Source organism: Micromonospora sp. NBC_00362, assembly GCF_026342155.1.
Lineage (GTDB): Bacteria > Actinomycetota > Actinomycetes > Mycobacteriales > Micromonosporaceae > Micromonospora > Micromonospora hortensis.
Map to the genome: position 1 here is coordinate 6,660,921 of NZ_JAPENH010000001.1, position 20,246 is coordinate 6,681,166.

17 protein-coding genes are annotated in these 20,246 nt (G+C 70.6%); 10 read left to right on the top strand and 7 right to left on the bottom strand.

Annotated features, from left to right (window positions below):
- Positions 1 to 370 precede the first annotated feature (370 nt).
- Both OG992_RS30825 and OG992_RS30830 read right to left on the bottom strand, forming a co-directional pair.
- On the bottom strand, positions 371 to 745 hold the full coding sequence (locus OG992_RS30825; protein WP_238682654.1) for a type II toxin-antitoxin system VapC family toxin: 375 nt from the start codon (positions 743 to 745) through the stop codon (positions 371 to 373).
- Positions 742 to 996, bottom strand: a complete 255-nt coding sequence (locus OG992_RS30830) for a type II toxin-antitoxin system Phd/YefM family antitoxin (protein WP_266304972.1) — start codon at positions 994 to 996, stop codon at positions 742 to 744. Before OG992_RS30830 ends, OG992_RS30825 begins: the two co-directional genes overlap by 4 nt.
- 166 nt (positions 997 to 1,162) lie before the next feature.
- On the opposite strand from OG992_RS30830, the gene OG992_RS30835 reads away from it, so the two are divergent.
- On the top strand, positions 1,163 to 1,378 hold the full coding sequence (locus OG992_RS30835; protein ID WP_238682652.1) for a hypothetical protein: 216 nt from the start codon (positions 1,163 to 1,165) through the stop codon (positions 1,376 to 1,378).
- Positions 1,379 to 1,455: 77 nt separating this feature from the next.
- On the opposite strand, the gene OG992_RS30840 is transcribed toward OG992_RS30835, so the two are convergent.
- On the bottom strand, positions 1,456 to 4,308 hold the full coding sequence (locus tag OG992_RS30840) for an aconitate hydratase (RefSeq protein ID WP_238682651.1): 2,853 nt from the start codon (positions 4,306 to 4,308) through the stop codon (positions 1,456 to 1,458).
- A gap of 213 nt (positions 4,309 to 4,521) precedes the next feature.
- On the opposite strand from OG992_RS30840, the gene OG992_RS30845 reads away from it, so the two are divergent.
- On the top strand, positions 4,522 to 5,256 hold the full coding sequence (locus tag OG992_RS30845) for a DedA family protein (protein ID WP_266304973.1): 735 nt from the start codon (positions 4,522 to 4,524) through the stop codon (positions 5,254 to 5,256).
- A gap of 73 nt (positions 5,257 to 5,329) precedes the next feature.
- On the opposite strand, the gene OG992_RS30850 is transcribed toward OG992_RS30845, so the two are convergent.
- The gene (locus OG992_RS30850) at positions 5,330 to 5,992 is read right to left on the bottom strand and encodes a C39 family peptidase (RefSeq protein WP_266304974.1); all 663 of its coding nucleotides are present in this window, start codon (positions 5,990 to 5,992) and stop codon (positions 5,330 to 5,332) included.
- An 831-nt stretch (positions 5,993 to 6,823) separates the two neighbouring features.
- Here OG992_RS30850 and OG992_RS30855 point away from each other — a divergent pair.
- From OG992_RS30855 to OG992_RS30865, 3 genes are read left to right on the top strand one after another with little or no spacing between them, the layout of a single operon-like run.
- Positions 6,824 to 8,044 carry a macrolide family glycosyltransferase gene (locus OG992_RS30855; protein ID WP_266304975.1) on the top strand — a complete coding sequence of 407 codons (1,221 nt, stop codon included), beginning with the start codon at positions 6,824 to 6,826 and terminating at the stop codon, positions 8,042 to 8,044.
- A gap of 3 nt (positions 8,045 to 8,047) precedes the next feature.
- On the top strand, positions 8,048 to 8,533 hold the full coding sequence (locus tag OG992_RS30860; RefSeq protein WP_266304976.1) for a hypothetical protein: 486 nt from the start codon (positions 8,048 to 8,050) through the stop codon (positions 8,531 to 8,533).
- Positions 8,530 to 9,474 (top strand): hypothetical protein, encoded by a 945-nt coding sequence (locus tag OG992_RS30865; RefSeq protein ID WP_238682646.1) that lies wholly within the window; start codon positions 8,530 to 8,532, stop codon positions 9,472 to 9,474. Before OG992_RS30860 ends, OG992_RS30865 begins: the two co-directional genes overlap by 4 nt.
- A gap of 4 nt (positions 9,475 to 9,478) precedes the next feature.
- On the opposite strand, the gene OG992_RS30870 is transcribed toward OG992_RS30865, so the two are convergent.
- From OG992_RS30870 to OG992_RS30880, 3 genes are all read right to left on the bottom strand, one after another.
- On the bottom strand, positions 9,479 to 10,594 hold the full coding sequence (locus OG992_RS30870) for an aromatic acid exporter family protein (protein ID WP_266304977.1): 1,116 nt from the start codon (positions 10,592 to 10,594) through the stop codon (positions 9,479 to 9,481).
- Between the two features lie 143 nt (positions 10,595 to 10,737).
- Positions 10,738 to 11,460, bottom strand: coding sequence for a dienelactone hydrolase family protein (locus tag OG992_RS30875; protein ID WP_238682644.1), 723 nt, complete (start codon positions 11,458 to 11,460; stop codon positions 10,738 to 10,740).
- Positions 11,461 to 11,524: 64 nt separating this feature from the next.
- Positions 11,525 to 11,713, bottom strand: a complete 189-nt coding sequence (locus OG992_RS30880; RefSeq protein WP_238671532.1) for a hypothetical protein — start codon at positions 11,711 to 11,713, stop codon at positions 11,525 to 11,527.
- Between the two features lie 19 nt (positions 11,714 to 11,732).
- Here OG992_RS30880 and OG992_RS30885 point away from each other — a divergent pair, with 19 nt between their 5' ends.
- From OG992_RS30885 to pulA, 5 genes are all read left to right on the top strand, one after another.
- Positions 11,733 to 12,566, top strand: coding sequence for a hypothetical protein (locus tag OG992_RS30885; protein WP_266304978.1), 834 nt, complete (start codon positions 11,733 to 11,735; stop codon positions 12,564 to 12,566).
- 37 nt (positions 12,567 to 12,603) lie between these two features.
- On the top strand, positions 12,604 to 12,993 hold the full coding sequence (locus tag OG992_RS30890; RefSeq protein WP_238682642.1) for a hypothetical protein: 390 nt from the start codon (positions 12,604 to 12,606) through the stop codon (positions 12,991 to 12,993).
- Positions 12,994 to 13,091: 98 nt separating this feature from the next.
- Positions 13,092 to 13,766 (top strand): hypothetical protein, encoded by a 675-nt coding sequence (locus OG992_RS30895; RefSeq protein ID WP_266304979.1) that lies wholly within the window; start codon positions 13,092 to 13,094, stop codon positions 13,764 to 13,766.
- A gap of 163 nt (positions 13,767 to 13,929) precedes the next feature.
- Entirely contained in the window at positions 13,930 to 14,622 is a 693-nt protein-coding gene (locus tag OG992_RS30900; RefSeq protein WP_266304980.1) for a cellulose binding domain-containing protein, read from the top strand.
- Positions 14,623 to 14,732: 110 nt separating this feature from the next.
- Positions 14,733 to 20,228: a pullulanase-type alpha-1,6-glucosidase gene (gene pulA / locus OG992_RS30905; RefSeq protein WP_266304981.1), complete on the top strand. Its 5,496-nt coding sequence runs from the start codon at positions 14,733 to 14,735 to the stop codon at positions 20,226 to 20,228.
- The last annotated feature ends 18 nt before the right edge of the window (positions 20,229 to 20,246 follow it).

Below are 20,246 nucleotides of genomic sequence, written 5' to 3' on the forward strand. Positions count from 1 at the left end.
CGACGACCGAAACTGCAAGATCGGCGCGATCTTCTCGGTTGACCCGCCACAGTCCTGACGCAACGGTGCTGACTTGCACCGTAGGGCCGCATGGTCGACCGCGGAGAGGGTCAGCCGCGCTTGGCCAACACCAGGAACCCGGTCCAGGCCGCCGGAGTTTTTCCGGATCACCCGCCGGGCGATCCGCGACCTGCGCGGCCAGCCGGGCGGCCCCGGTCCGGTCGCCATCGTCCGCCGTTTCCTCTGGTTCCTGCCGCTCACCGACGAGGAGGCCCGCGCGGTCGCGCCGCGGCTGCGCTGAGCGGTCACCCCGACGGGTGCCGGGCCCTGATCGACCGGGTCGAGGACCCCGTCAGCGAGCGAGCGAGAGTCACGCCACCAGGATCGGCACGTCGTACTTCTGGATGCGGTCGTCCCGGGTCACCAGGGTCAGCCCTTCGTGTAGGGCCTGCGCGACCAGCATCCGGTCGAAGGGATCCCGGTGGATCGCCGGCAGCCGACCAGCCGCGATGGCGTGATCGTGGCGGATGGGGAGTTCCCGCAGTTCGGCGTCACGGAGCCGTTCGGCGAGGTCGGCCGGACCGGCCAACGTGCCGAGCGACTGTTTGATCGCGACCTCCCACAGCGTGACCGGGCTCAGGTACACATCGGGTTCGGTGTCGATGCGGTCCTTGATGTCCGCAGCGAGGAGCGGGTCGTCGGTTAGCCACCAGAGCACCACGTGCGTGTCGAGCAAGAGCCTCATCCGGACAGCCCGAAGCCACGAGCAACCTCATCGTTGACCTCGTCGGAATCCCAGTCACCGGTGAGATCCAGCGAACCGCGCAGAGACCCGCGACCGGTGCGTGTCGTACGACGAAGAGGAATGACCTTGGCGACCGGGTTGCCAGCCCGGCTGATCACGATCTCCTCGCCATGCTCGACCCGTTCGATGATGCGTGACAGGTTCGTCTTCGCATCGTGAATGTTGAACTGCGCCGCAGCTTCACCGGCCACCGAGCCACCTCTTTAGCTAAGAGGTTAGCCCGTGGCGGGGCCCGGAACGAGGAACGACCCGGGAACGACACAGGCTCCTTCCCGCCGAGGGCGGGAAGGAGCCTGGTGACGTCGCACCCCCGTCGCCAATCCCGTCGGCGCGACCAGTGACCGATATGGTGGCCGCATGGAATTGCCGTTCGTGGTTGCGCTGCGCGGTTATGACATGCGTCAGGTCGAGAGTCTCTTGGCCGAGGTCGATGGGGCTCTGGCTACCGACAGCGCTGTGGCACGGGCTGCCGCGCGAGACGCGCTGCGGGCGGCGACCCTGCGACGGCGGTTACGTGGCTACGACGTTCGGCAGGTGGATGCGGCGATAGACGAGCGACTCCGGGCGCTCTGACCGCAAGCCTTCCTCGGCGTGGACGGCGAAGGCCGCCCCCGCCGAAGCGGGAGCGGCCCTCGATCAGCCGTACGCGATCAGTTGGCGATCATGCGGCGCAGCACGTACTGCAGGATGCCGCCGTGCCGGTAGTAGTCCGCCTCACCGGGGGTGTCGATCCGCACCACGGCGTCGAACTCCACGCCGGTGTCGGTGCTGACCAGCACGGTGCGGGGGGTCTCACCGTCGTTCAGGGCGGTCACCCCGGTGATGGTGAACGTCTCGGTGCCGGTCAGGCCAAGCGACTCGGCGGTGACGTCCACCGGGAACTGCAGCGGCAGCACGCCCATCCCGATCAGGTTCGAGCGGTGGATGCGCTCGTACGACTCGGCGATGACCGCCCGGACGCCCAGCAGCATCGTGCCCTTGGCCGCCCAGTCCCGCGACGAGCCTGAGCCGTACTCCTTGCCGGCCAGCACGACCAGCGGGATGCCGGCCTCCTGGTAGGCCACCGAGGCGTCGTAGATCGAGGTCTGCTCGCCGGTGAGGTGGTTGACGGTGAAGCCGCCCTCCACCCCGGGCACCAGCTGGTTGCGCAGCCGGATGTTGGCGAAGGTGCCCCGGATCATCACCTCGTGGTTGCCCCGGCGGGAACCGTACGAGTTGAACTCGTGGCGCGGCACGCCGTGCTCGGCCAGGTACGAGCCGGCCGGGGAGTCCGCCTTGATCGCGCCGGCCGGCGAGATGTGGTCGGTGGTCACCGAGTCACCAAGCTTGGCCAGCACCCGGGCGGCGGAGATGTCGACGACCGGGCTCGGCTCCTGCTGCATGCCCTCGAAGTACGGGGGCTTACGCACGTAGGTGGAGTCGCTCTCCCAGGCGAAGGTGTCGCCGGTCGGGGTCGGCAGCGACTGCCACCGCTCGTCGCCGGCGAAGACATCGGCGTACGCGGCGCTGAAACCGGTGGCACCGATCGCCTGGGCGATGACGTCCTGGATCTCGGCGCTGTTCGGCCAGATCTCGCGCAGGTAGACCGGGTTGCCCTCGGAGTCCTCACCGATCGGCTCGTTGGCCAGGTCGATGTCCATGGTGCCGGCCAGGGCGTAGGCGACCACGAGCGGCGGTGACGCCAGGTAGTTCATCTTGACGTCCGGGTTGATCCGGCCCTCGAAGTTCCGGTTGCCGGAGAGCACCGAGACCACCGACAGGTCGTGCTCGTTGACCGCGGCGGACACCTCCTCGGGCAGCGGGCCCGAGTTGCCGATGCAGGTGGTGCAGCCGTAGCCGACCAGGTTGAAGCCGAGCTTGTCCAGGTACGGGGTGAGGCCGGCCCGCTCGTAGTAGTCCATGACGACCTTCGACCCGGGGGCCAGGGTGGTCTTCACCCACGGCTTGCGGGTCAGGCCCTTCTCCACGGCGTTGCGGGCCAGCAGCGCGGCACCGATCATCACCTGCGGGTTGGACGTGTTGGTGCAGGAGGTGATCGCGGCGATCACCACGGCGCCGTGGTCCAGCTCGTACTCGACGCCGTCGGCGCCGGTGACCCGGACCGGGTTGCTGGCTCGGCCGCCCGCGCCCACCGCAGCGGTCTCCAGGTCACGCGGCTCGTCGGCCGGGTCGCTGAACTCGTTGGCCGGCGGGTCGCTGGCCGGGAAGGACTCGGCGCTGGCCTCGTCGGCCGGGCCGTTGGCGCCGCGCGGCAGCTCCTCGCGGGGGACACCCGGCTTGAGGTCACGCTCACCGACGGAGTCGTCGGCAACGTAGTCGGTCAACGCGGAGCGGAACAGCGTCTTCGCAGCGCCCAGCGGCACCCGGTCCTGCGGGCGCTTCGGGCCGGCGAGCGACGGCTCGATGGTGCCGAGGTCCAGCTCCAGGCGCTCGGAGTAGTCCGGCTCGGCGTCCGGGTCGTGCCAGAGGCCCTGCTCCTTGGCGTACGCCTCGACGAGCGCGACCTGCGCGGCGTCGCGGCCGGTCAGTTCCAGGTAGCGGATCGTCTCCGCGTCGATCGGGAAGATCGCCACGGTGGAGCCGTACTCCGGGGACATGTTGCCGATGGTGGCCCGGTTGGCCAGCGGCACGGCGCCCACACCGGGGCCGTAGAACTCGACGAACTTGCCGACCACACCGTGCTTGCGCAGCATCTCGGTGATGGTCAGCACCAGGTCGGTGGCGGTGGTGCCGGCCGGCATCTCACCGGAGAGCTTGAAGCCCACCACCCGGGGGATCAGCATGCTGACGGGCTGGCCGAGCATCGCGGCCTCGGCCTCGATGCCGCCGACGCCCCAGCCCAGCACGCCCAGGCCGTTGACCATGGTGGTGTGCGAGTCGGTGCCGACCACCGTGTCCGGGTACGCCTGGCCGCCCCGCTCCATGATGGTGCGGGCCAGGTACTCGATGTTGACCTGGTGCACGATTCCGGTGCCCGGCGGGACGACCTTGAACTCGTTGAACGCGGTCTGCCCCCAGCGCAGGAACTGGTAGCGCTCCTTGTTGCGCTCGTACTCCAGCTCGACGTTGCGGGCGAACGCGTCCTCCCGGCCGAACAGGTCGGCGATGACCGAGTGGTCGATGACCAGCTCGGCCGGGGCGAGGGGGTTGACCTTGCTGGCGTCGCCGCCTAGGTCACGCACTGCCTCGCGCATGGTGGCCAGGTCGACCACGCAGGGCACGCCGGTGAAGTCCTGCATCAGGACCCGCGCCGGGGTGAACTGGATCTCCACGCTCGGGGCGGCGGTGGAGTCCCAACCGCCGAGCTGGCGGATGTGGTCGGCGGTGATGTTCGCGCCGTCCTCTGTCCGCAGCAGGTTTTCCAGCAGGATCTTCAGGCTGTACGGCAACCGCGCGTGGCCGTCCACCTTGTCGATCTTGAAAATCTCGTAGCTCGCGTCTCCGACGCGTAGCTGGGTCTTCGCACCGAAGGTGTCGAGGCTCGCCACGTCGTACTCCTTCACACCAGCGACCGTGAGTAGTCCTGAGCAGTCTGTCGCACCGGTCCGGGTGCCGCCGAGGTTAGGTGACACTTACCGCCCGATTCCGCTTCCAACAAAACCGTACGTCCGTCTTGCTATCTGCGCAACCTGACATCACGGGTCGGGTGACCCACGACCGCGCCGCGCCGTCGGGTCGGCGGGGTAGGGTCGGGGCCGATTCGGAAGGGGTGCCGAGTGATCGACGTTCAGCACTGGCTCTCGGCGCTGCCTCCGGGCGTGGTCTACCTGCTCGTCGCCGGCGTGATCGGCGTGGAGAGCATGGGCGTCCCGCTGCCCGGCGAGATCGTCCTGGTCAGCTCCGCCCTGCTCGCCGCCACCGGAGTGGTCGAGCCAGAGTGGGTGGCCAGCGCGGCGGCGTTCGGCGCCATCGTCGGCGACTCCGTCGGGTACGCCGTCGGCCGACGCGGCGGTCGGCCGCTGCTAGCCCGCCTCGGCAGACGCTTCCCCAAGCACCTCGGGCCGGCGCAGCTCGCCCGTGCCGAACAGAGCTTCGCGCGGCACGGCGTCTGGGCGGTGTTCTTCGGTCGGTTCGTGGCTCTGCTGCGGATCCTGGCCGGCCCGCTCGCCGGGGCGCTGCACGTGCCGTACCGCCGCTTCCTGGTGGCCAACGCGGCCGGCGGGTTGGTCTGGGCCTTCGGCACGACGTACCTGCTCTACTCGGTGGGCCGGGCGGCCGAACACTGGCTGAAGGACATCTCCTGGGCCGGGTTGGTCCTCGCGGTGCTCGCCGGGCTCGGCAGCACCTGGTGGCTGCGCCGACGCGCCCACCGCATCGAGTCGGCCGACGGTGCCTCCGGCGTGGCTGAGGTCGAGATGGCTTCCGGCGGTCAGTCCGTTGAGGTGGCTTCGGGCGGTCAGCCGGCTGTGGTGGCCCCCGGCGTTGAGCCGACCCACAGGGGCGAGCACTGACCTAGGCATGCCGAAGGGCCGGACCCCTGGTGGGGGTCCGGCCCTTCGATCATGTGCTGGTGGTGGTGTGGGGTCAGCTGGTGGCGTAGCCGCGGGTGGCGATCCAGTCCGCGAGGTGCTCGACGCTGATCCAGTAGGAGGCGGTGTTCGGGTCGGCGGAGTCGGCGATCTTCACCGTGTCGCCGTTGTCGTGGTAGCCGACGACGCTGATGTAGTGCCCGCCCTCGTAGGAGTGGGTGACACCGTCGGTGTCGGTGCTGGTGCCGGCGATGTTGGCGACCACGGCGCGGCCGTCGTCGACGGTCTTGACGATGTCGGCGCGCAGCTTGTCGGTCTGCTTCGCGTCGGCGTCGGGGGTGCTGATCTCCACCGACCGGTAGGCGTCAGCCTTGCCGGTTTCCTTGTTCAGGACGGGGGTGATGTCGTTGATGGAGTTGGTGCCGGCCTCGGTGGTGCCCATCTCCTTGGCCATGTCGTCGACGTTGATGTTCTTACCCTGAACACTCAGGGCGTTACGGGTCGCGGCGGGCCCGCAGTAGTAGAAGTTCGGCTGGGCTTCGTAGCGCACGCCGAGTTCCCGCTCGCCGTGGCCCTTGCGGTCGGTCTGGGTTTGCGTGGCCGGCTTGCCGCTGGTGGGTGCGGCGAACGCGGTGGTGACGGGGCCGGCGATGGCGCCGCCGGTGAAGGCGAGGCCGGCGGCGGTGAGGGCGGTCTTACGGATCAGATCGGTACGCATGATGGCGTGCTCCTCTGCATCGGGGGTGTGCCCGCACGGCACTCAACAGGGGGGTAGTGCGACCGTGCGGGAAAGCTTGTGCCCGGCGACCCGCAACGAGGGGTCGGCGTCGGGACAGGGTGTAACCGTTCGCGGTGGCGGGTCATTCCCGCAGGGGGTCGACCTGTTGCGGTGCTCGGCCGTGTCGGGGGGTGTAACCGGGGCGGTCTGGCGGGTGTTCCCGGCGGCTGCCGCGCCCTACGACCCGAGAGTCGCGGTGGTCTACCAGGTATAACGACCCCGGCCGGCCGCCGATTCCGCCGTCGGGGTGGCCCCAACCACCCGACACCCCACGCCAAACCCCGACATACGACCCATCCGCTCGGCCGGCGAAACGGACACGGCGGCCACGACGGCGTGATCCACTCGGATTCACGGGAACTGCGGCGTCCGGGTGCCGGGATACCCCGACAGGAGACCCGAGTGGGTCGTGCCGGTATGCGCTGGTTGCGCGCCCAGTCCGGCACGAGGCGAGGGCTGACACGTCGTACGGGCCCGATCCGACGTGTCAGGTTTAGGCCGCTCCACGGGGAATTCGCACGAGCGGCGCCGGCCCAGCACGTGCCAGGTCCACAAGATCGTGCTCAATCCGGGAAAGAGGCCCCTGCCCGGGCTTGGGAGGCCACTACGACAAGGAGCGAGCACGATCAGGCGGAACCGGCCGCCGAGGAGTCGACTACCTGGTCCACGACGCACTGCCACCAGGCAACATCTAGGCTCTGACCGAGAGGGGTGGATCATGGACGCTGCAACGTGCCAGGCGCTGGCTCCTTCCCGGCCCAGGGCCGGCCGATGAGCGCAGTGGCATTCCTGAACATCGCCATGCACGGGCACATCAACCCGACATTGCCCGTTGTGGGTGAGCTCGTTCGTCGTGGTCACTCCGTCACCTATCACACGACGCCGGCCTACGCCGAGCAGATCGCGGCCACCGGGGCACGGGTGTTCCTCTACCCCGGGGACGACCTACCGCTCTCCGGCCCGCCGACGCCCGTCACGGTGATGGAGCAGCTCGCGCGTACCGCCGTACGCGTGCTGCCCGCCGTCCTCACCGACCTGCGGGGCGCCCGGCCCGATCTGATCGTGCACGACTCCCTCTGCCCGTGGGGGCCGGTGGTCGCCCGGGAACTCGGCGTGCCGCCGGCATCGTCGTTCACCACGTTCGCCTTCAACCGGCACGTGCCCAGCCCGACCCGTGGCTCCTGGGAGCTGCTCAGCGCGGCCGCGGCCCTTCCCCGCTCCACCGCCGGATACCTGAAATCGCGGTGGGAGCTGCGCCGCCGGTACGACACACGCGCCTTGCCCCTGATCGACCTGGCCAACATCCGTCAGCCGCTCAACCTGGTCTACACCTCGCGGGCGTTCCACCCCGAGGCGGATAGTTTCGACCAGTCCTATCAGTTCGTCGGCCCGAGCATCGGTGCCCGCCGAGTGGACTCGTCGTTCCCGGTCGATCGATTGCGGGACCCGGTGATGTACGCCTCGATGGGCACCGTGTTCGACGCCCCGCAGTTGCTGCGCACCTTCGCCGACGCGCTGGCCCCGCTGGGTGGCACCCTGGTCATTTCCACCGGACACACCGAACCCGCCGCGCTTGGCCCGCTACCGGGAAACGTGCTCGCCCACCGTTCCGTCCCGCAGTTGGAGGTGCTGGCCCGTGCGGCGCTGTTCATCACCCACGGCGGGGTGAACAGCGTCAACGAGGCCCTGTACGCCGGCACCCCGATGTTGGTGGTCCCGCAGGGCGCTGACCAACTGCTGGTGGCTTCCCGCATCATCGAGCTCGATGCCGGCCTGTCGATCCGCACCGAGGACGTCACGGTGGAGGCGGTGCGGGCCCTCGCCCAGCGCCTGCTCGACGAGCCTCGATTCCGGGCCGCCGCGAGCACACTGCAGGTCGCCCAGCGTCAGGCGGGCGGCTACGCGCGTGCCGCCGACGTCATTGAGCACTTCGTGCAGCAGACCGGCTCGGTGACGCGGCCGGGTATCGCCGATCTGCCACCACAGGGCTGACCGATGTCTCCCTTCGTCGTCATCCTGCTGCTGGTCGGCGGGCTGTCCGAGGCCGCCGGGCGTCTTCTGCCGGTGGTGGCACGCCTGTCCGGCGTGTCGCATGTGAGGGTGGTCAGCCTGTTGCTGGGCGGCGCGATCGTTGACGGCGCGGTGTTCGCGCTCTGGCCGCTGTCCGCGTGGGCCGTTGCCGGTCTGGTGCTGCCCACCGCGCCGTCCGACGCACTGATCTGGACACCAGGGCTGGCCGCCCCGCTGGTGCTTGCCGGGGTCCTCGCGTTCCCGCTTCTTGGGCCACTGTTGCACCTGTTGCTCATGGTGGGAGTGGGCGCCGGCCTCGCCGGTGCACTCGCCACGGTGGCCGGAGTCGGATGGTGGGAGGCCGCCGGCTGCGTAGCGGTCGCGGGAGTCGGGCTCGGCGTCACCGTCGAGGCCGTCCGCCGCCTCGTCGTGAAGCTCAACACGACACGAGCACCGGAGTCGGTCGCGTGATCGGACTGGCGCTCCTGCTGCTGCTCGGGGGGCTGGGACTGGTGCTGATCGCCGAGGCCCTGCTGGCCCGCTACGAGGTGCTGGTCTACGCCGCCGGCTGGCGCACACCCACCATTTCCCGCCCCGAGGGCATGTCCTACGCCCGAGGGGCTGATCCGGACCGCCCTCCGGACGCCTACCTGGTCTATCTGGACGGCATCGGGAAGCGCCGTTTCCACGACACCCGCGATGGTGGCCGACTGGTCAAGGCCCTGATCAACCGAGCGCCGGAGCTCCGGGTGCTGGGCCAGGTGCAGCCCTACTCCCCGCTCGCCGTGCCGCTCGCCGACCGGCCGGTCTGGACCTGGGTGCGCCGCCGCATCGGCCTGCTGCTGTTCCTGCACAACGTGATGCAGATCTTCGTCGCCGCCGACCGCCGCTACCGTCCCCTGTACAACCGTGCCGTCGGTGCGCAGATCGCCACCGAACTCCAGGTCGCCGGTTACCGGCCGGACAGCGGCATACCAGTGGTGTTGCTCAGCTACAGCGGGGGCGCCCAGGTCGCCAGCGGTGCGGTGAACGAACTGTGGTCCCAACTGCGTACCCCGCTTTGGCTGATCACTCTCGGCGGGTTCCACAACGGCGCCAACGACATCACCCATGCCCAGCACCTCTACCAGCTCACCAGTGCCGGCGACTGGATCGAGCGAGTCGGCACCTGGATCTTCCCGCAGCGGTGGCGGCTGTTCCGCTGGAGCGGATGGAACCGGGCCGACCGCGAAGGCAAGATCACCGTGCACCGGCTCGACCCTGCCACGCACATCGGTCCCCGCAGCTACATCGCCCCGGAGGCCCGCCTGCCCGATGGGCGCAGCCACCTCGACCGGACCACCGACACCGTGCTGGCGCTGATCCGGGACCGCCTCAACCTGACGGCGGAGACCGACGGCCCGCTGTCCTGAACGCTCACACGTCGGCGTTCAAACCGGCCCGCTGATTCGCCTCCGTCTGGGGAAGCCCGGAGATCTGGAGCAGTTGACTGACGACAACCCGCAGTTGCGAGACGACGACGTCACCGGAGGACCCGACACCCTCGGCGCATGCCTCGTTGATGTCACTGATCACCTGTAGCGCTCGCTCCCGCGCGCGGTCCGGCTCCCGTCCGGCCAGGAAGTCACGATGCAGGAGCCTGAACGCCTGGCCGAAGTGCTCGATCGCCGTGGAGAGGCCGGCCGGCAGCGTCTCCCGGGCGTGTAGTGCCGACACCGCCCACTGCACCATCTCGCGGCTGCTGGTGTAGGCGAGTTCAAGGTGCTCGGTCGCCCGCGCGTACCGACGCATGATGCCCAGCCGCCTCCTGCGCCACGGTGAGAGGATCGCGACTTCGCATGCTGCGGCGACCACGTCGGCCATGTTCCGTCGTGCCGCCTCTGCCGCACGCAATCGCTGTAGGGCCTCCTCGGCCTGTCGCGCGTCGCGGTGAGCCAGCGCATTGGCGATGGCGGTCATCTCCCGGGCGATGGCATCGACTGTCGGACCAGCGGCGCGGTGCACGATCCGCACCGGATTCAGCGGCAGGATCAGCAAGGCCACCACGATGGCCACCACCACGCCGACCAGCGCATTCGCCGTCCGGGGCACGGCCAGGTCCGGCCGGTCCGGAGAGACCGTGCCGAGTAGGACGGCGGTGCTTCCCGCCTGCACCATGACCGCTCCGGTGCCCCGGAAGACGGCTGCCGCCGAAATGGTCAGGGCCACGACCACGCCGGTCTGTATTGGTCCCGCCCCGATGAACCTTATGATGCCGTTTCCAACCAGAACGCCCAGGATCACCCCGGCGAGAAGTTCGATAGTGCGACGGGCCCGATTGCCGACGGCCGCCGCGATGGTGCCGACCGCGGCGGCGGGTGCGAACAGCGGCTGCGGATTGTGCAGCACGTCGCTGGCAACAAACCAGGCCAACCCGGCGGCCACACCAGCCTGCACCGCGAGGATGAGGTAGGTGCGAAGACGTTCATAGGCCTCTCGGCCCTCGCGCAGCGCACTCTCCGCCGGTCGGGCGCCCCGACGTCTGCCGCGCACCTCTCACCCCCCACCACCGATCGGCTCTCTGACGATCGTCGTACGGCGGCGAACCTCGGGTGCGGGAGATCCCCAATCTGATGCGGCACCGACGGAAACCTGCGCCTCCGCGCGTGGAGAGGGCGTTCGGCCGGCGGGGTGGGTCAGCCGGCGTCGAGCAGCTTCAGGACCGCGTCGCGGGCGGCCAGGACGGCTGCCTCGGACTGCGGGCCGTGGTTGAGAATCTCGAAGGAGTGCTGGCCGTCCGGCACCTCGATCACCTGCATCGGCCAGCCCTCGGCGGTCGCTGCGGGGAGGAACGCGTCGATGCCGGCCAGGACCGGCGGGATGTCCTGGCCGGCGCGGGTCAGCACCAGTGGCACGCCTGCGCCGGAGCTGAGTGCCTCGACCGGCAGGAACCGAGCGTCGACGTCCCAGCCGGGGAACGGGACGAGCAGCGGGTATGTCAGTGCGATCCCACGTAGCCATGGTGGCGGGACGCGTAGCCAGTCGGCCGCGAAGAGGCCGCCGCCGGAGAAGAACCACAGCACGACCCGCTCGGGGTCGACCCGTGGATCGGCGCGGACCTGCTCGACCATCGCGGCGATGTCGTCGGCGGCGGCGGGCAGTGCCGACAGGTCGGACACCTGGTAGCTGACCAGCGCGGTGACCACGCCGCTCGCGGCGAGCAGTGCGCCGTAGCCGCGGTACAGCAACCAGTCACGGGGGTCGGGCGCGTCGGGTGGCAGCGGAGCGCCGTGCACCACCACGACGGCGGGCGAGGGACCGGTGCGGGTGGGCAGGTGCAGGTCGACGTTGTCGTGTCGTTCGACAGGCGCGGTCGGGCTGGACAGGACGAAGGGCCGCTGTGCGACGGGCGTCGTCATCGTCTCATCGTATCGATCATCGACCTGTCCGGCTGCCCCAGGACAATCTACAGAGGACGATGGGTCAGGTTGGGTCACCGGGTTTCGCGGCGTCGCTGGCCTGGGCGTGCCGCTCCAGCAGCCGCTGCCGGATCTCCTCGGGGGTGTACGCGCGCCGCCGCCGCTCGGCCCGCGCGATGACCACACCGGAGGCCGCGACGCCGGCGAGCCCGGCCAGCCCGAGAACCTTCCACCACCGCATTCGTTGCCGCATCGGCCTAGGCTAGACCCTCATGAGCATCAGCCTGGATGAGGCCGTCGAGTTGACCCGCACCGGTGACGTGTGGGTGTTCCGGGGTCGCAGCGTGCCGGACCGGGCGATCCAGTTCACCACCAACAGCCCGGTGAACCACGTCGGGATGGCGGTGGTGCTGGACGACATGCCGCCGTTGATGTGGCACGCGGAGTTGGGCAGGTCGTTGCCGGACCTGTGGTCGGGCGGCCACCAACGCGGCGTCCAGCTGCACGACCTGCGGGACGCGGTCTGCGTCTGGGCCAACCGGTACGGCCAACGGGCCTGGCTGCGGCAGCTCGACCCGCCGGCCGACGCGGAGATGGAGCGGGCGGTGCTGCGGACGATCGCGCGGTTGGACGGCACGCCGTTCCCGTCAACCGCCCAGTTGGCGTGGCGCTGGGTGCGGGGTCGGGTGCCGGCGCTGCCGCGCCCCGGCCGGCTTCCCTCGCTGCCGCACCTCGATCGGCTGTCGGCGCTGGCACGCCTCGGCCAGCAGACACCTCGTCGCAACCCAGCCGACCGTGCCAACCCGGCCGACCGTGCCAACCCGGCCGACCGTGCCAACCCGGCCGACCGTGCCAACCCGGCCGACCGCGCCAACCCCTCCGGCCCGGCCACTCCGGCCCGGTCGGCGGGGGAGCGGGACCGGGCGCTCGAGACGGCGTACTGCGCCGAGGTGGTGGCGGTGACCTATGAGGCAATGGGGTTGCTGCCGGCGGGTCGGCGTCCGAACTGGTATGACCCGGGGCGGTTTTGGAGCGGGGACGACCTGGGTCTGGCCGCCGACGCCCGGTTGGGTTCCGAGATCGAGGTTCAGGTGCCGCCGCGCTGAGGTTTGACCTGGGCGGTGACCGGCAATTGCTGTGACCGTGAACGCCTCCACGGATCTTGACACGTTGGCCGACTTCTTCGACCGGTACGGCGTGGCGTTGACCTCCGGCGACCTGCCGGCCATCGCCGGCTGCTACGCCCTGCCGGGCCTGGTGGTGGCCGACACCTACAGCTTCTCGTTCACGTCCGCGGCGGCGGTGGCGCTGTCCTTCGTGGGCGCCGCACCCGACTACCAGGACCGGGAGTTGGTCGCGGCCCACGCCCAGATCGACGACGTGCAGCCCGTGTCCGCGCTGTTGACGATGGTGGCGGTGGAGTGGGAGTTCCTGGACAGTCGGGGGCAGGCGGTGCCGGGGGAGCGGTACCGCTACCTGCTGCGCATCACCGATGACGGACCACTGATCTGCACCGTCGTCCGGACGGGCTGACCGACGGGGGCCGGTCGGCCCGATCCGTACCCGCCCGGTTTCCGGTTCGTGCGGCGCTGGCTACGCTGTCGCGTCGGTGGGGGACGAGGGGAGACCTGATGGCGGTGCGGCCGGACGGTGTGGCAGATTCGCGGGCGGCTCGGGTGTTGGCGTCGGTGCCGTGGATCGTGGTGCTGCTCGGTGTGTGCGCGCTGGTGGTGCTCCTGGTGATCGCGCTGTTGTCGTTCCGGACCAGGGAGCGGGACGCGCCGCCGCAGGCCGCGCCTCCGGCGTTCCTGCCGACCGTGCCGGCCGCCGCGTCGGCAACCGGGGGACCGACTCCGGCCGCTGTGGAGCGACGCTCGGTGTCGCCGCGACCGTCCCGTAGTAGCCGGACGCCGTCACCGCGGGCCACCGTCACCGGCTCGCCGACTCCGGGGCGGACCAGCGTCCTGATGGCGCCGTCGGCGGAGGACACGGTCAGCGCCCGGTACGAGGTCGGATCGGACGGCTGGGACGGCGACGCGGCGGTGCTGGCGATCGCCAACGAGTCGAGTCGGTCGATGGACTGGCAGGTGGAGTTGGTGTTCGACGATGACACCTGGGCTCTGCGAGTGGGTGATGACTCGGGCGTCTCGGTGCGAGGGCGCGGGCACGGGGAGTTCGTGTTGCGCGGCACCCGTTCGCTGGATGCGGGTGACTCTCGGACGCTGCGGCTGCGCGTCGGTTGGAATGACTCGGCGCAGCGACCGGTCAAGTGCACTGTCAACGGGGTTGACTGCCGCATCGGCTGAGCCAGCGTTCCGCCGCCCCGCCGCTAGACCGCCCGGCGCCGCTAAGCCGCCCGGCGCCGCGTGACCGCCGCACCGCCGCACCGCCGCACCGCCGCACCGCCAAGGCTTTTCGGGTCGGGCCGTCGATCGCTACGCTGCGCGGACGGTCCGCTGAAGGAGGTACATGTCCGGCATGCGCCGTGTTCCGCGCCCGCCACACGGTCCGGTGGCGATCGCGACGTCGCCCTGGATCGTGGTGGGCGCCGGTGTCGTCGTGATGGTGGTCCTGCTCATCGTGGCCCTGGGCGCTTACCGGGGACGTAGCCCCGCGCCGGACGGCGCGCGACCGCCGGCACTGCCGGTGCCGTCCGCGGTGGCGGCGCCGAGCGTGCCCACCTCGGTGCCGTCTCCGGCGCCGGTGCTGCCGGGGATATCCGGCCGTGCGAGCGGGCTGCCGCCGAGCGTCGCGGCCGGGTCCGGGTCACCATCGGCCGACCCGACGGCCGGTCCGATCGGGAAGCCGACGGCGACGCGGTCGCCGAGCCGGGCCGCGTCCGGGCAGCCGGCGATGACCGGGCGGTACCGGGTGGTGCAGAGCTTCGACGGGGGTTTCATCGGCGAGGTGGCGATGGTCAACACGTCCACCCGGAGCCGTGGTTGGACGGTGCGGTTGCAGTTCTTGGGTGGACGGCTGGTGACCGCGTGGGTGGAGGGCGTTCCGCAGGGAACGATCCGTCAGTCCGATGACGGCTTCACGTACGTCAGCGGGGTCGACGTGTCGCCCGGTGGTTCGGTGTCGTTGCGGTTCCATCTGGAGCGGGCGTCCAGCACGCCACGGGAGTGCACGGTGGATGGTGCCCGCTGCAGCGGGCTCTGAGCGCAACTTCCGCAAGGATGTTGCTGTGTTGCGACCATGTTTGCAAGGTATTGCAGAATGTTTCGGCAAGGGTTAGCGTGCGGCCAATCAGCGACCAGAGGAAGGCGTCGATGAAACCCCCGCCGATACCGCGCACTGCCCTGCTGGCCCTTGCCTCCCTGCTCACCGTCACGCTCGTCGGCGCTCCGGTCGCCGTGCACCCCGCCGCCGCGAGCCCCCGGCCGTCCGACGGCGCCCCACTCGCGATCGGCGGCGCGGCCCAGTGGCGTGCCGAACCCACCGCCGAGGCGCTGCTGAAGGCCGGCGGCAACTCCGCCCGAGCCGAGCAGTTCTACTTCGTCCTGCCGGACAGGTTCGCCAACGGAGACCCCCGCAACGACCGGGGCGGCCTCACCGGCGACCGGTTGCGGACCGGCCTCGACCCGACCGACAAGGGCTTCTACCACGGCGGCGACCTCAAGGGCGTCATCGACAAGTTGGACTACATCCAGGGGATGGGCACCACTGCCATCTGGCTTGCCCCGATCTTCAAGAATCGACCGGTGCAGGGCGCCGGTAACGACATCTCGGCCGGTTACCACGGTTACTGGATTACCGACTTCACCCAGGTGGACCCACACTTCGGCACCATGGAAGAGATGAAGCGGCTGGTCAAGCTCGCCCACCAGCGCGGTCTCAAGATCTATCTCGACGTGATCGTCAACCACACCGCCGACGTGATCAAGTACGCCGAGGACAAGTACGCGTACGTGGACAAGGCGACATCGCCGTACACCGACGCGCAGGGCCGGGCGTTCGAGGACCGCAACTACGCCGACGGCTCCCGGGCGTTCCCGCCGGTCGACAAGGAGTCCTTCCCGTACACGCCGACCTTCGCCGAGCCGAAGGACGCGAGCGTCAAGGTCCCGGCCTGGCTGAACGACGCCACCTTGTACCACAACCGGGGTGACTCCACCTTCGCCGGCGAGAACAGCGAGTACGGCGACTTCTTCGGCCTCGACGACCTGTGGACCGAGCGTCCCGAGGTGGTCCGGGGCCTGACCAAGGCGTACGGGGACTGGATCGGCGCGACCGGCGTCGACGGCTTCCGACTGGACACCGTGAAGCACGTCAACATGGACTTCTGGCCGCAGTTCAGCCAGGGCATCGAGCGGGCCGCGGAGAAGGCCGGCAAGAAGGACTTCTTCATGTTCGGCGAGGTGTACAGCGCCGATCCGGAGATCAGCTCCAGCTACGTCCGCCAGGGTGGCCTGCCGGCCACCCTCGACTTCGCCTTTCAGGAGGCCGCGCGGGGCTTCACCGCCGGCGCCGGCTCCGCGAAGGCGCTCGCCGACGTGTACGCCCGCGACGACCTCTACGCGGCCCGGGACACCGACGCTGGCCGGTTGACCACCTTCCTCGGCAACCACGACATGGGCCGGATCGGATCGTTCATCGCCGGTGGTGGCAGCGACCCGGCCAGCCACCTGCGCCGTGACCAGCTCGCGCACCAGCTGATGTTCCTGACCCGGGGTCAGCCGGTGGTCTACTCCGGCGACGAACAGGGCTTCACCGGCCCGGGTGGGGACAAGGACGCCCGCCAGGACATGTTCGCGTCGACGGTTCCCGACTACCTCGACGACGACCTGCTCGGCACCGACCGCACGCACGCCAGCGACCAGTTCGACAGGACCCACCCGCTGTATCGGACCATCGCCGAGCTGGGCCGGCTGCGCCAGGCCCACCCGGCGCTGCGCGACGGCGTGCAGGTCACCCGGTACGCGGACGACGGGCCGGGCGTCTTCGCCGCCTCCCGGATCGCCCCGGCCGACCGCACCGAGTACGTGGTGGCCGTGAACAACGCCGACACCGCGCAGACTGTCACGGTGGACACCTGGTCGGCCGGCGCCACCTTCACCGGCATCTACGGCGGCTCAGACACTGAACAAGCCGGAGACGACGGCGAGCTGACCCTCACCGTGCCGCCGCTGTCGGCGGCGGTGTACCGGGCCGGCAACCCCGTCGCACCGGCGGCCGACAAGCCGACCATCACCATCAGCAGCCCGGTTCCGGACGCGCCGGTCGCCACCCGGGCGGCGGTCACCGCCCGGGTGACCGGGGACCCGCTGGCCACCGTCACCGTGGCGGCGCGGGTGGCCGGCGGCCGGTGGACGCTGCTGGGCAGCGCCGACCACGCCCCGTACACGGTGCAGCACGACCTGACCGGCCTGGCCGGCGGCACCACTGTCGAGTACAAGGCAGTGGTCCGCGACGGCCGGGGCCGTACCGCCACCGCCCGGTCGACAGCCGTCGTGGGGACCCCGCCGCAGGGCAGCTCCCGGGAGTGGGCGGTGGTGCACTACCAGCGCCCGGCCGGGGGGTACGACGACTGGGGGCTGTACGCCTGGGGGGACATCGACCCGGCGTACGTCACCGAATGGCCGAAGGGGCAGCCGTTCGCCGGGGAGGACTCCTACGGCCGGTTCGCCTGGGTGAAACTCAAGCCGGGCGCGACGTCGGTGAACTTCCTGGTTGTCGACAAGGCTGGTACGAAGGACGTCGCCCAGGACCGCAGCATCGACGTCACCCGGACCGGCGAGATCTGGCTCAAGCAGGGCGACCCGGCGATCTACCCGAGCAGGCAGGCGGCCGCCGGTGAACCGGAGCCGCCGGTCGAGGAGGGCACCGCAGTGCTCCACTATCGGCGGGCCGACGGCAACTACGACGGCTGGGGCCTGCACCTGTGGGACGGCGCGGCCAACCCGACCGAGTGGCCCGCCCCGCTGCGTCCGACGTCCGTCGACGCGTTCGGGGCGGTGTTCCGGGTGCCGCTGGCGGCCGGCGCCACCGGCCTGAACTACATCATCCACCAGGGCGACACCAAGGACCTGCCGGACGACCAGCGGCTCGACTTCGCCAGCGCCGGCCGGGAGGTGTGGCTGCTCGCCGCCACGCCGGGCCGCCTGCTGCCGTCGACGGCCACCACCGCCAGCGGAGACACCGACATCGGCAAGCAGAAGGCGCACTGGATCGACAGATCCACAGTGGCCTGGCAGACCCCACCGACCGACGGTAAGACGTACGCGTTGGTCACCGCGCCCACCGGCGGGGTCAGCGTGGTCGACGGCGAGCTGACCGGCACGTACACCACGGTGCCGTTGCGGGCGCAGCGCAACGGGCTCACCGAGGCCCAACGCGACAGGTTCCCGCACCTGTGGTCGTACCGTAGCTTCGCCCTGGACCGGGCGGACCTGGCCAAGGTCCCGGCGGCGCTGCGGGGGCAGCTGCTGGTCACCGAACGCGACGCCGAGGGTGCGCTGCTCGCCGCGACCGGCGTGCAGATCCCCGGCGTGCTCGACGACGTCTACTCCCGGGCGGCCAACGCCACCCTCGGGCCCACGTTCGCGGGGCGGACGCCGAGCCTCGCGCTGTGGGCGCCGACCGCCCAGAGCGTGCGCCTGCTCCTGTTCGACTCGCCCGCCGCCGCGCCGAAGACGGTGCCGATGCGCCGCGACGACCGCACCGGCGTCTGGTCGGTGCGCGGCGACCACACCTGGACCGGCAGGTTCTACCGGTACGAGGTGCGGGCGTGGCAGCCGGCGGCGCAGCGGATCGTCACCGCGGCGGTCACCGACCCGTACTCGGTGGCCCTCGCCGCGGACTCCACGCACAGCCAGCTCGTCGACCTGAACGACAGTGCGCTGGCACCCCCCGGGTGGCGCACGCTGCGCAAACCGGCACCGGTGCCGCCCGCGAAGGCACAGATCACGGAGCTGTCCGTGCGGGACTTCTCCATCGCCGACGACACGGTGCCGGCCGAGCGGCGGGGGACCTTCCTCGCGTTCACCGACCCGAAGGCCGCCGGCATGACGCATCTGCGGGCGCTCGGCGACGCCGGCGTCACCCACCTGCACCTGCTGCCGGCGTTCGACTTCGCGACGATCCCGGAGAAGCGGGCCGACCAGCGCCAGCCGGCCTGCGACCTGGCGGCGCTGCCTCCGGACTCGGCCGAGCAGCAGAAGTGCGTGGCGGCGGTCGCCGAGACCGACGGCTACAACTGGGGGTACGACCCGCTGCACTACACGGTGCCGGAGGGTGGCTACGCCGTCGACCCGGTCGGCGCGGCACGGACCACCGAGTTCCGGCGGATGGTCGCCGGGGTGAACGACGCCGGGCTGCGGGTGGTCATGGACGTGGTCTACAACCACACGTCGGCGGCCGGCACCGACGCGAAGTCGGTGCTCGACCAGATCGTGCCCGGCTACTACCACCGGCTGCTGGACGACGGCACTGTGGCCAACTCCACCTGCTGCGCCAACACCGCCCCCGAGCACGCCATGATGGGCAAGCTGGTGGTCGACTCGCTGGTCACCTGGGCCCGGCAGTACAAGGTGGACGGGTTCCGCTTCGACCTGATGGGTCACCACCCGAAAGCGAACATCCTTGCCGTCCGGGCGGCCCTGGACCGGCTCACCGTCGCCCGCGACGGCGTCGACGGCAAGGCGATCATGCTCTACGGCGAGGGCTGGAACTTCGGCGAGGTCGCCAACGACGCCCGTTTCGTCCAGGCCACCCAGGCCAACATGGCCGGCACCGGCGTCGGCACCTTCAACGACCGGCTGCGCGACGCGGTGCGCGGTGGCGGACCGTTCGACGCCAACCCCCGGGTGCAGGGTTTCGCCTCCGGGCTCTACACCGACCCGAACGGCGACGCGGTCAACGGGTCGCCGGCCGAGCAGAAGGCCCGACTGCTGCACGCCCACGACCTGATCAAGGTGGGGCTCACCGGCAACCTGCGCGGCTACCGGTTCACCGACACCGCCGGGCGTGCGGTAACCGGGGCGCAGGTGGACTACAACGGCTCCCCGGCCGGCTACACCGCCGCGCCGGGGGAGGCCGTCACCTACGCCGACGCGCACGACAACGAGATCCTGTACGACGCGTTGGCGTACAAACTGCCGCAGGCCACGACGGCGGCGGACCGCTCGCGGATGCAGGTGCTGGCGCTGGGCACCGTGGTGCTGGGACAGGGCACCGGGTTCGTCACCTCCGGCACCGAGCGGCTGCGGTCGAAGTCGTTGGACCGCAACTCGTACAACTCCGGTGACTGGTTCAACCAGATCCGCTGGGGTTGTGAACGGGGCAACGGGTTCGGCATCGGTCTGCCGCCCGCGCCCGACAACGAGGACAAGTGGTCGTACGCGAGGCCGCTGCTGGCCGACCCGGCGCTGGTGCCGGACTGCGCGGCGATCAACACCACCGATGCCCGGTACGCCGAGTTGCTGCGCATCCGGGCGTCGTCGCCGGTGTTCGGGCTGGCCACCGCCGAGCAGGTCCAGCGGCGGGTGGCGTTCCCGCTGTCCGGCGCGCAGGAGACGCCGGGCGTGCTGACGATGACCCTGGACGCCAGTGGGCTGGGCGGGCCGTGGAAGTCGTTGACAGTCGTCTTCAACAGCACGCCGTCGGCGGCCGACCAGACGGTGACCGGACTGCGCGGTGCGGACGTGGCACTGCACCCGGTGCTTGTCGACTCGGCCGACCCGGTGCTGCGTACCGCCTCGTTCGACCGGGCTGCGGGCACGTTCACCGTACCGGCGCGCAGCGTGGCGGTCTTCGTCCAGAGGTGACGTGAACCGGCCCCCTTC

Excerpts from the sequence above, each read along its gene's own strand:
- OG992_RS30825 (WP_238682654.1), bottom strand. The coding sequence starts at position 745 with ATGAGGCTCTTGCTCGACACGCACGTGGTGCTCTGGTGGCTAACCGAC.
- OG992_RS30835 (WP_238682652.1), top strand. The coding sequence starts at position 1,163 with ATGGAATTGCCGTTCGTGGTTGCGCTGCGCGGTTATGACATGCGTCAG.
- OG992_RS30850 (WP_266304974.1), bottom strand. The coding sequence starts at position 5,992 with ATGCGTACCGATCTGATCCGTAAGACCGCCCTCACCGCCGCCGGCCTC.
- OG992_RS30855 (WP_266304975.1), top strand. The coding sequence starts at position 6,824 with ATGAGCGCAGTGGCATTCCTGAACATCGCCATGCACGGGCACATCAAC.
- OG992_RS30860 (WP_266304976.1), top strand. The coding sequence starts at position 8,048 with ATGTCTCCCTTCGTCGTCATCCTGCTGCTGGTCGGCGGGCTGTCCGAG.
- OG992_RS30875 (WP_238682644.1), bottom strand. The coding sequence starts at position 11,460 with ATGACGACGCCCGTCGCACAGCGGCCCTTCGTCCTGTCCAGCCCGACC.
- OG992_RS30880 (WP_238671532.1), bottom strand. The coding sequence starts at position 11,713 with ATGCGGCAACGAATGCGGTGGTGGAAGGTTCTCGGGCTGGCCGGGCTC.
- OG992_RS30885 (WP_266304978.1), top strand. The coding sequence starts at position 11,733 with ATGAGCATCAGCCTGGATGAGGCCGTCGAGTTGACCCGCACCGGTGAC.
- OG992_RS30895 (WP_266304979.1), top strand. The coding sequence starts at position 13,092 with ATGGCGGTGCGGCCGGACGGTGTGGCAGATTCGCGGGCGGCTCGGGTG.
- OG992_RS30900 (WP_266304980.1), top strand. The coding sequence starts at position 13,930 with ATGTCCGGCATGCGCCGTGTTCCGCGCCCGCCACACGGTCCGGTGGCG.
- pulA (WP_266304981.1), top strand. The coding sequence starts at position 14,733 with ATGAAACCCCCGCCGATACCGCGCACTGCCCTGCTGGCCCTTGCCTCC.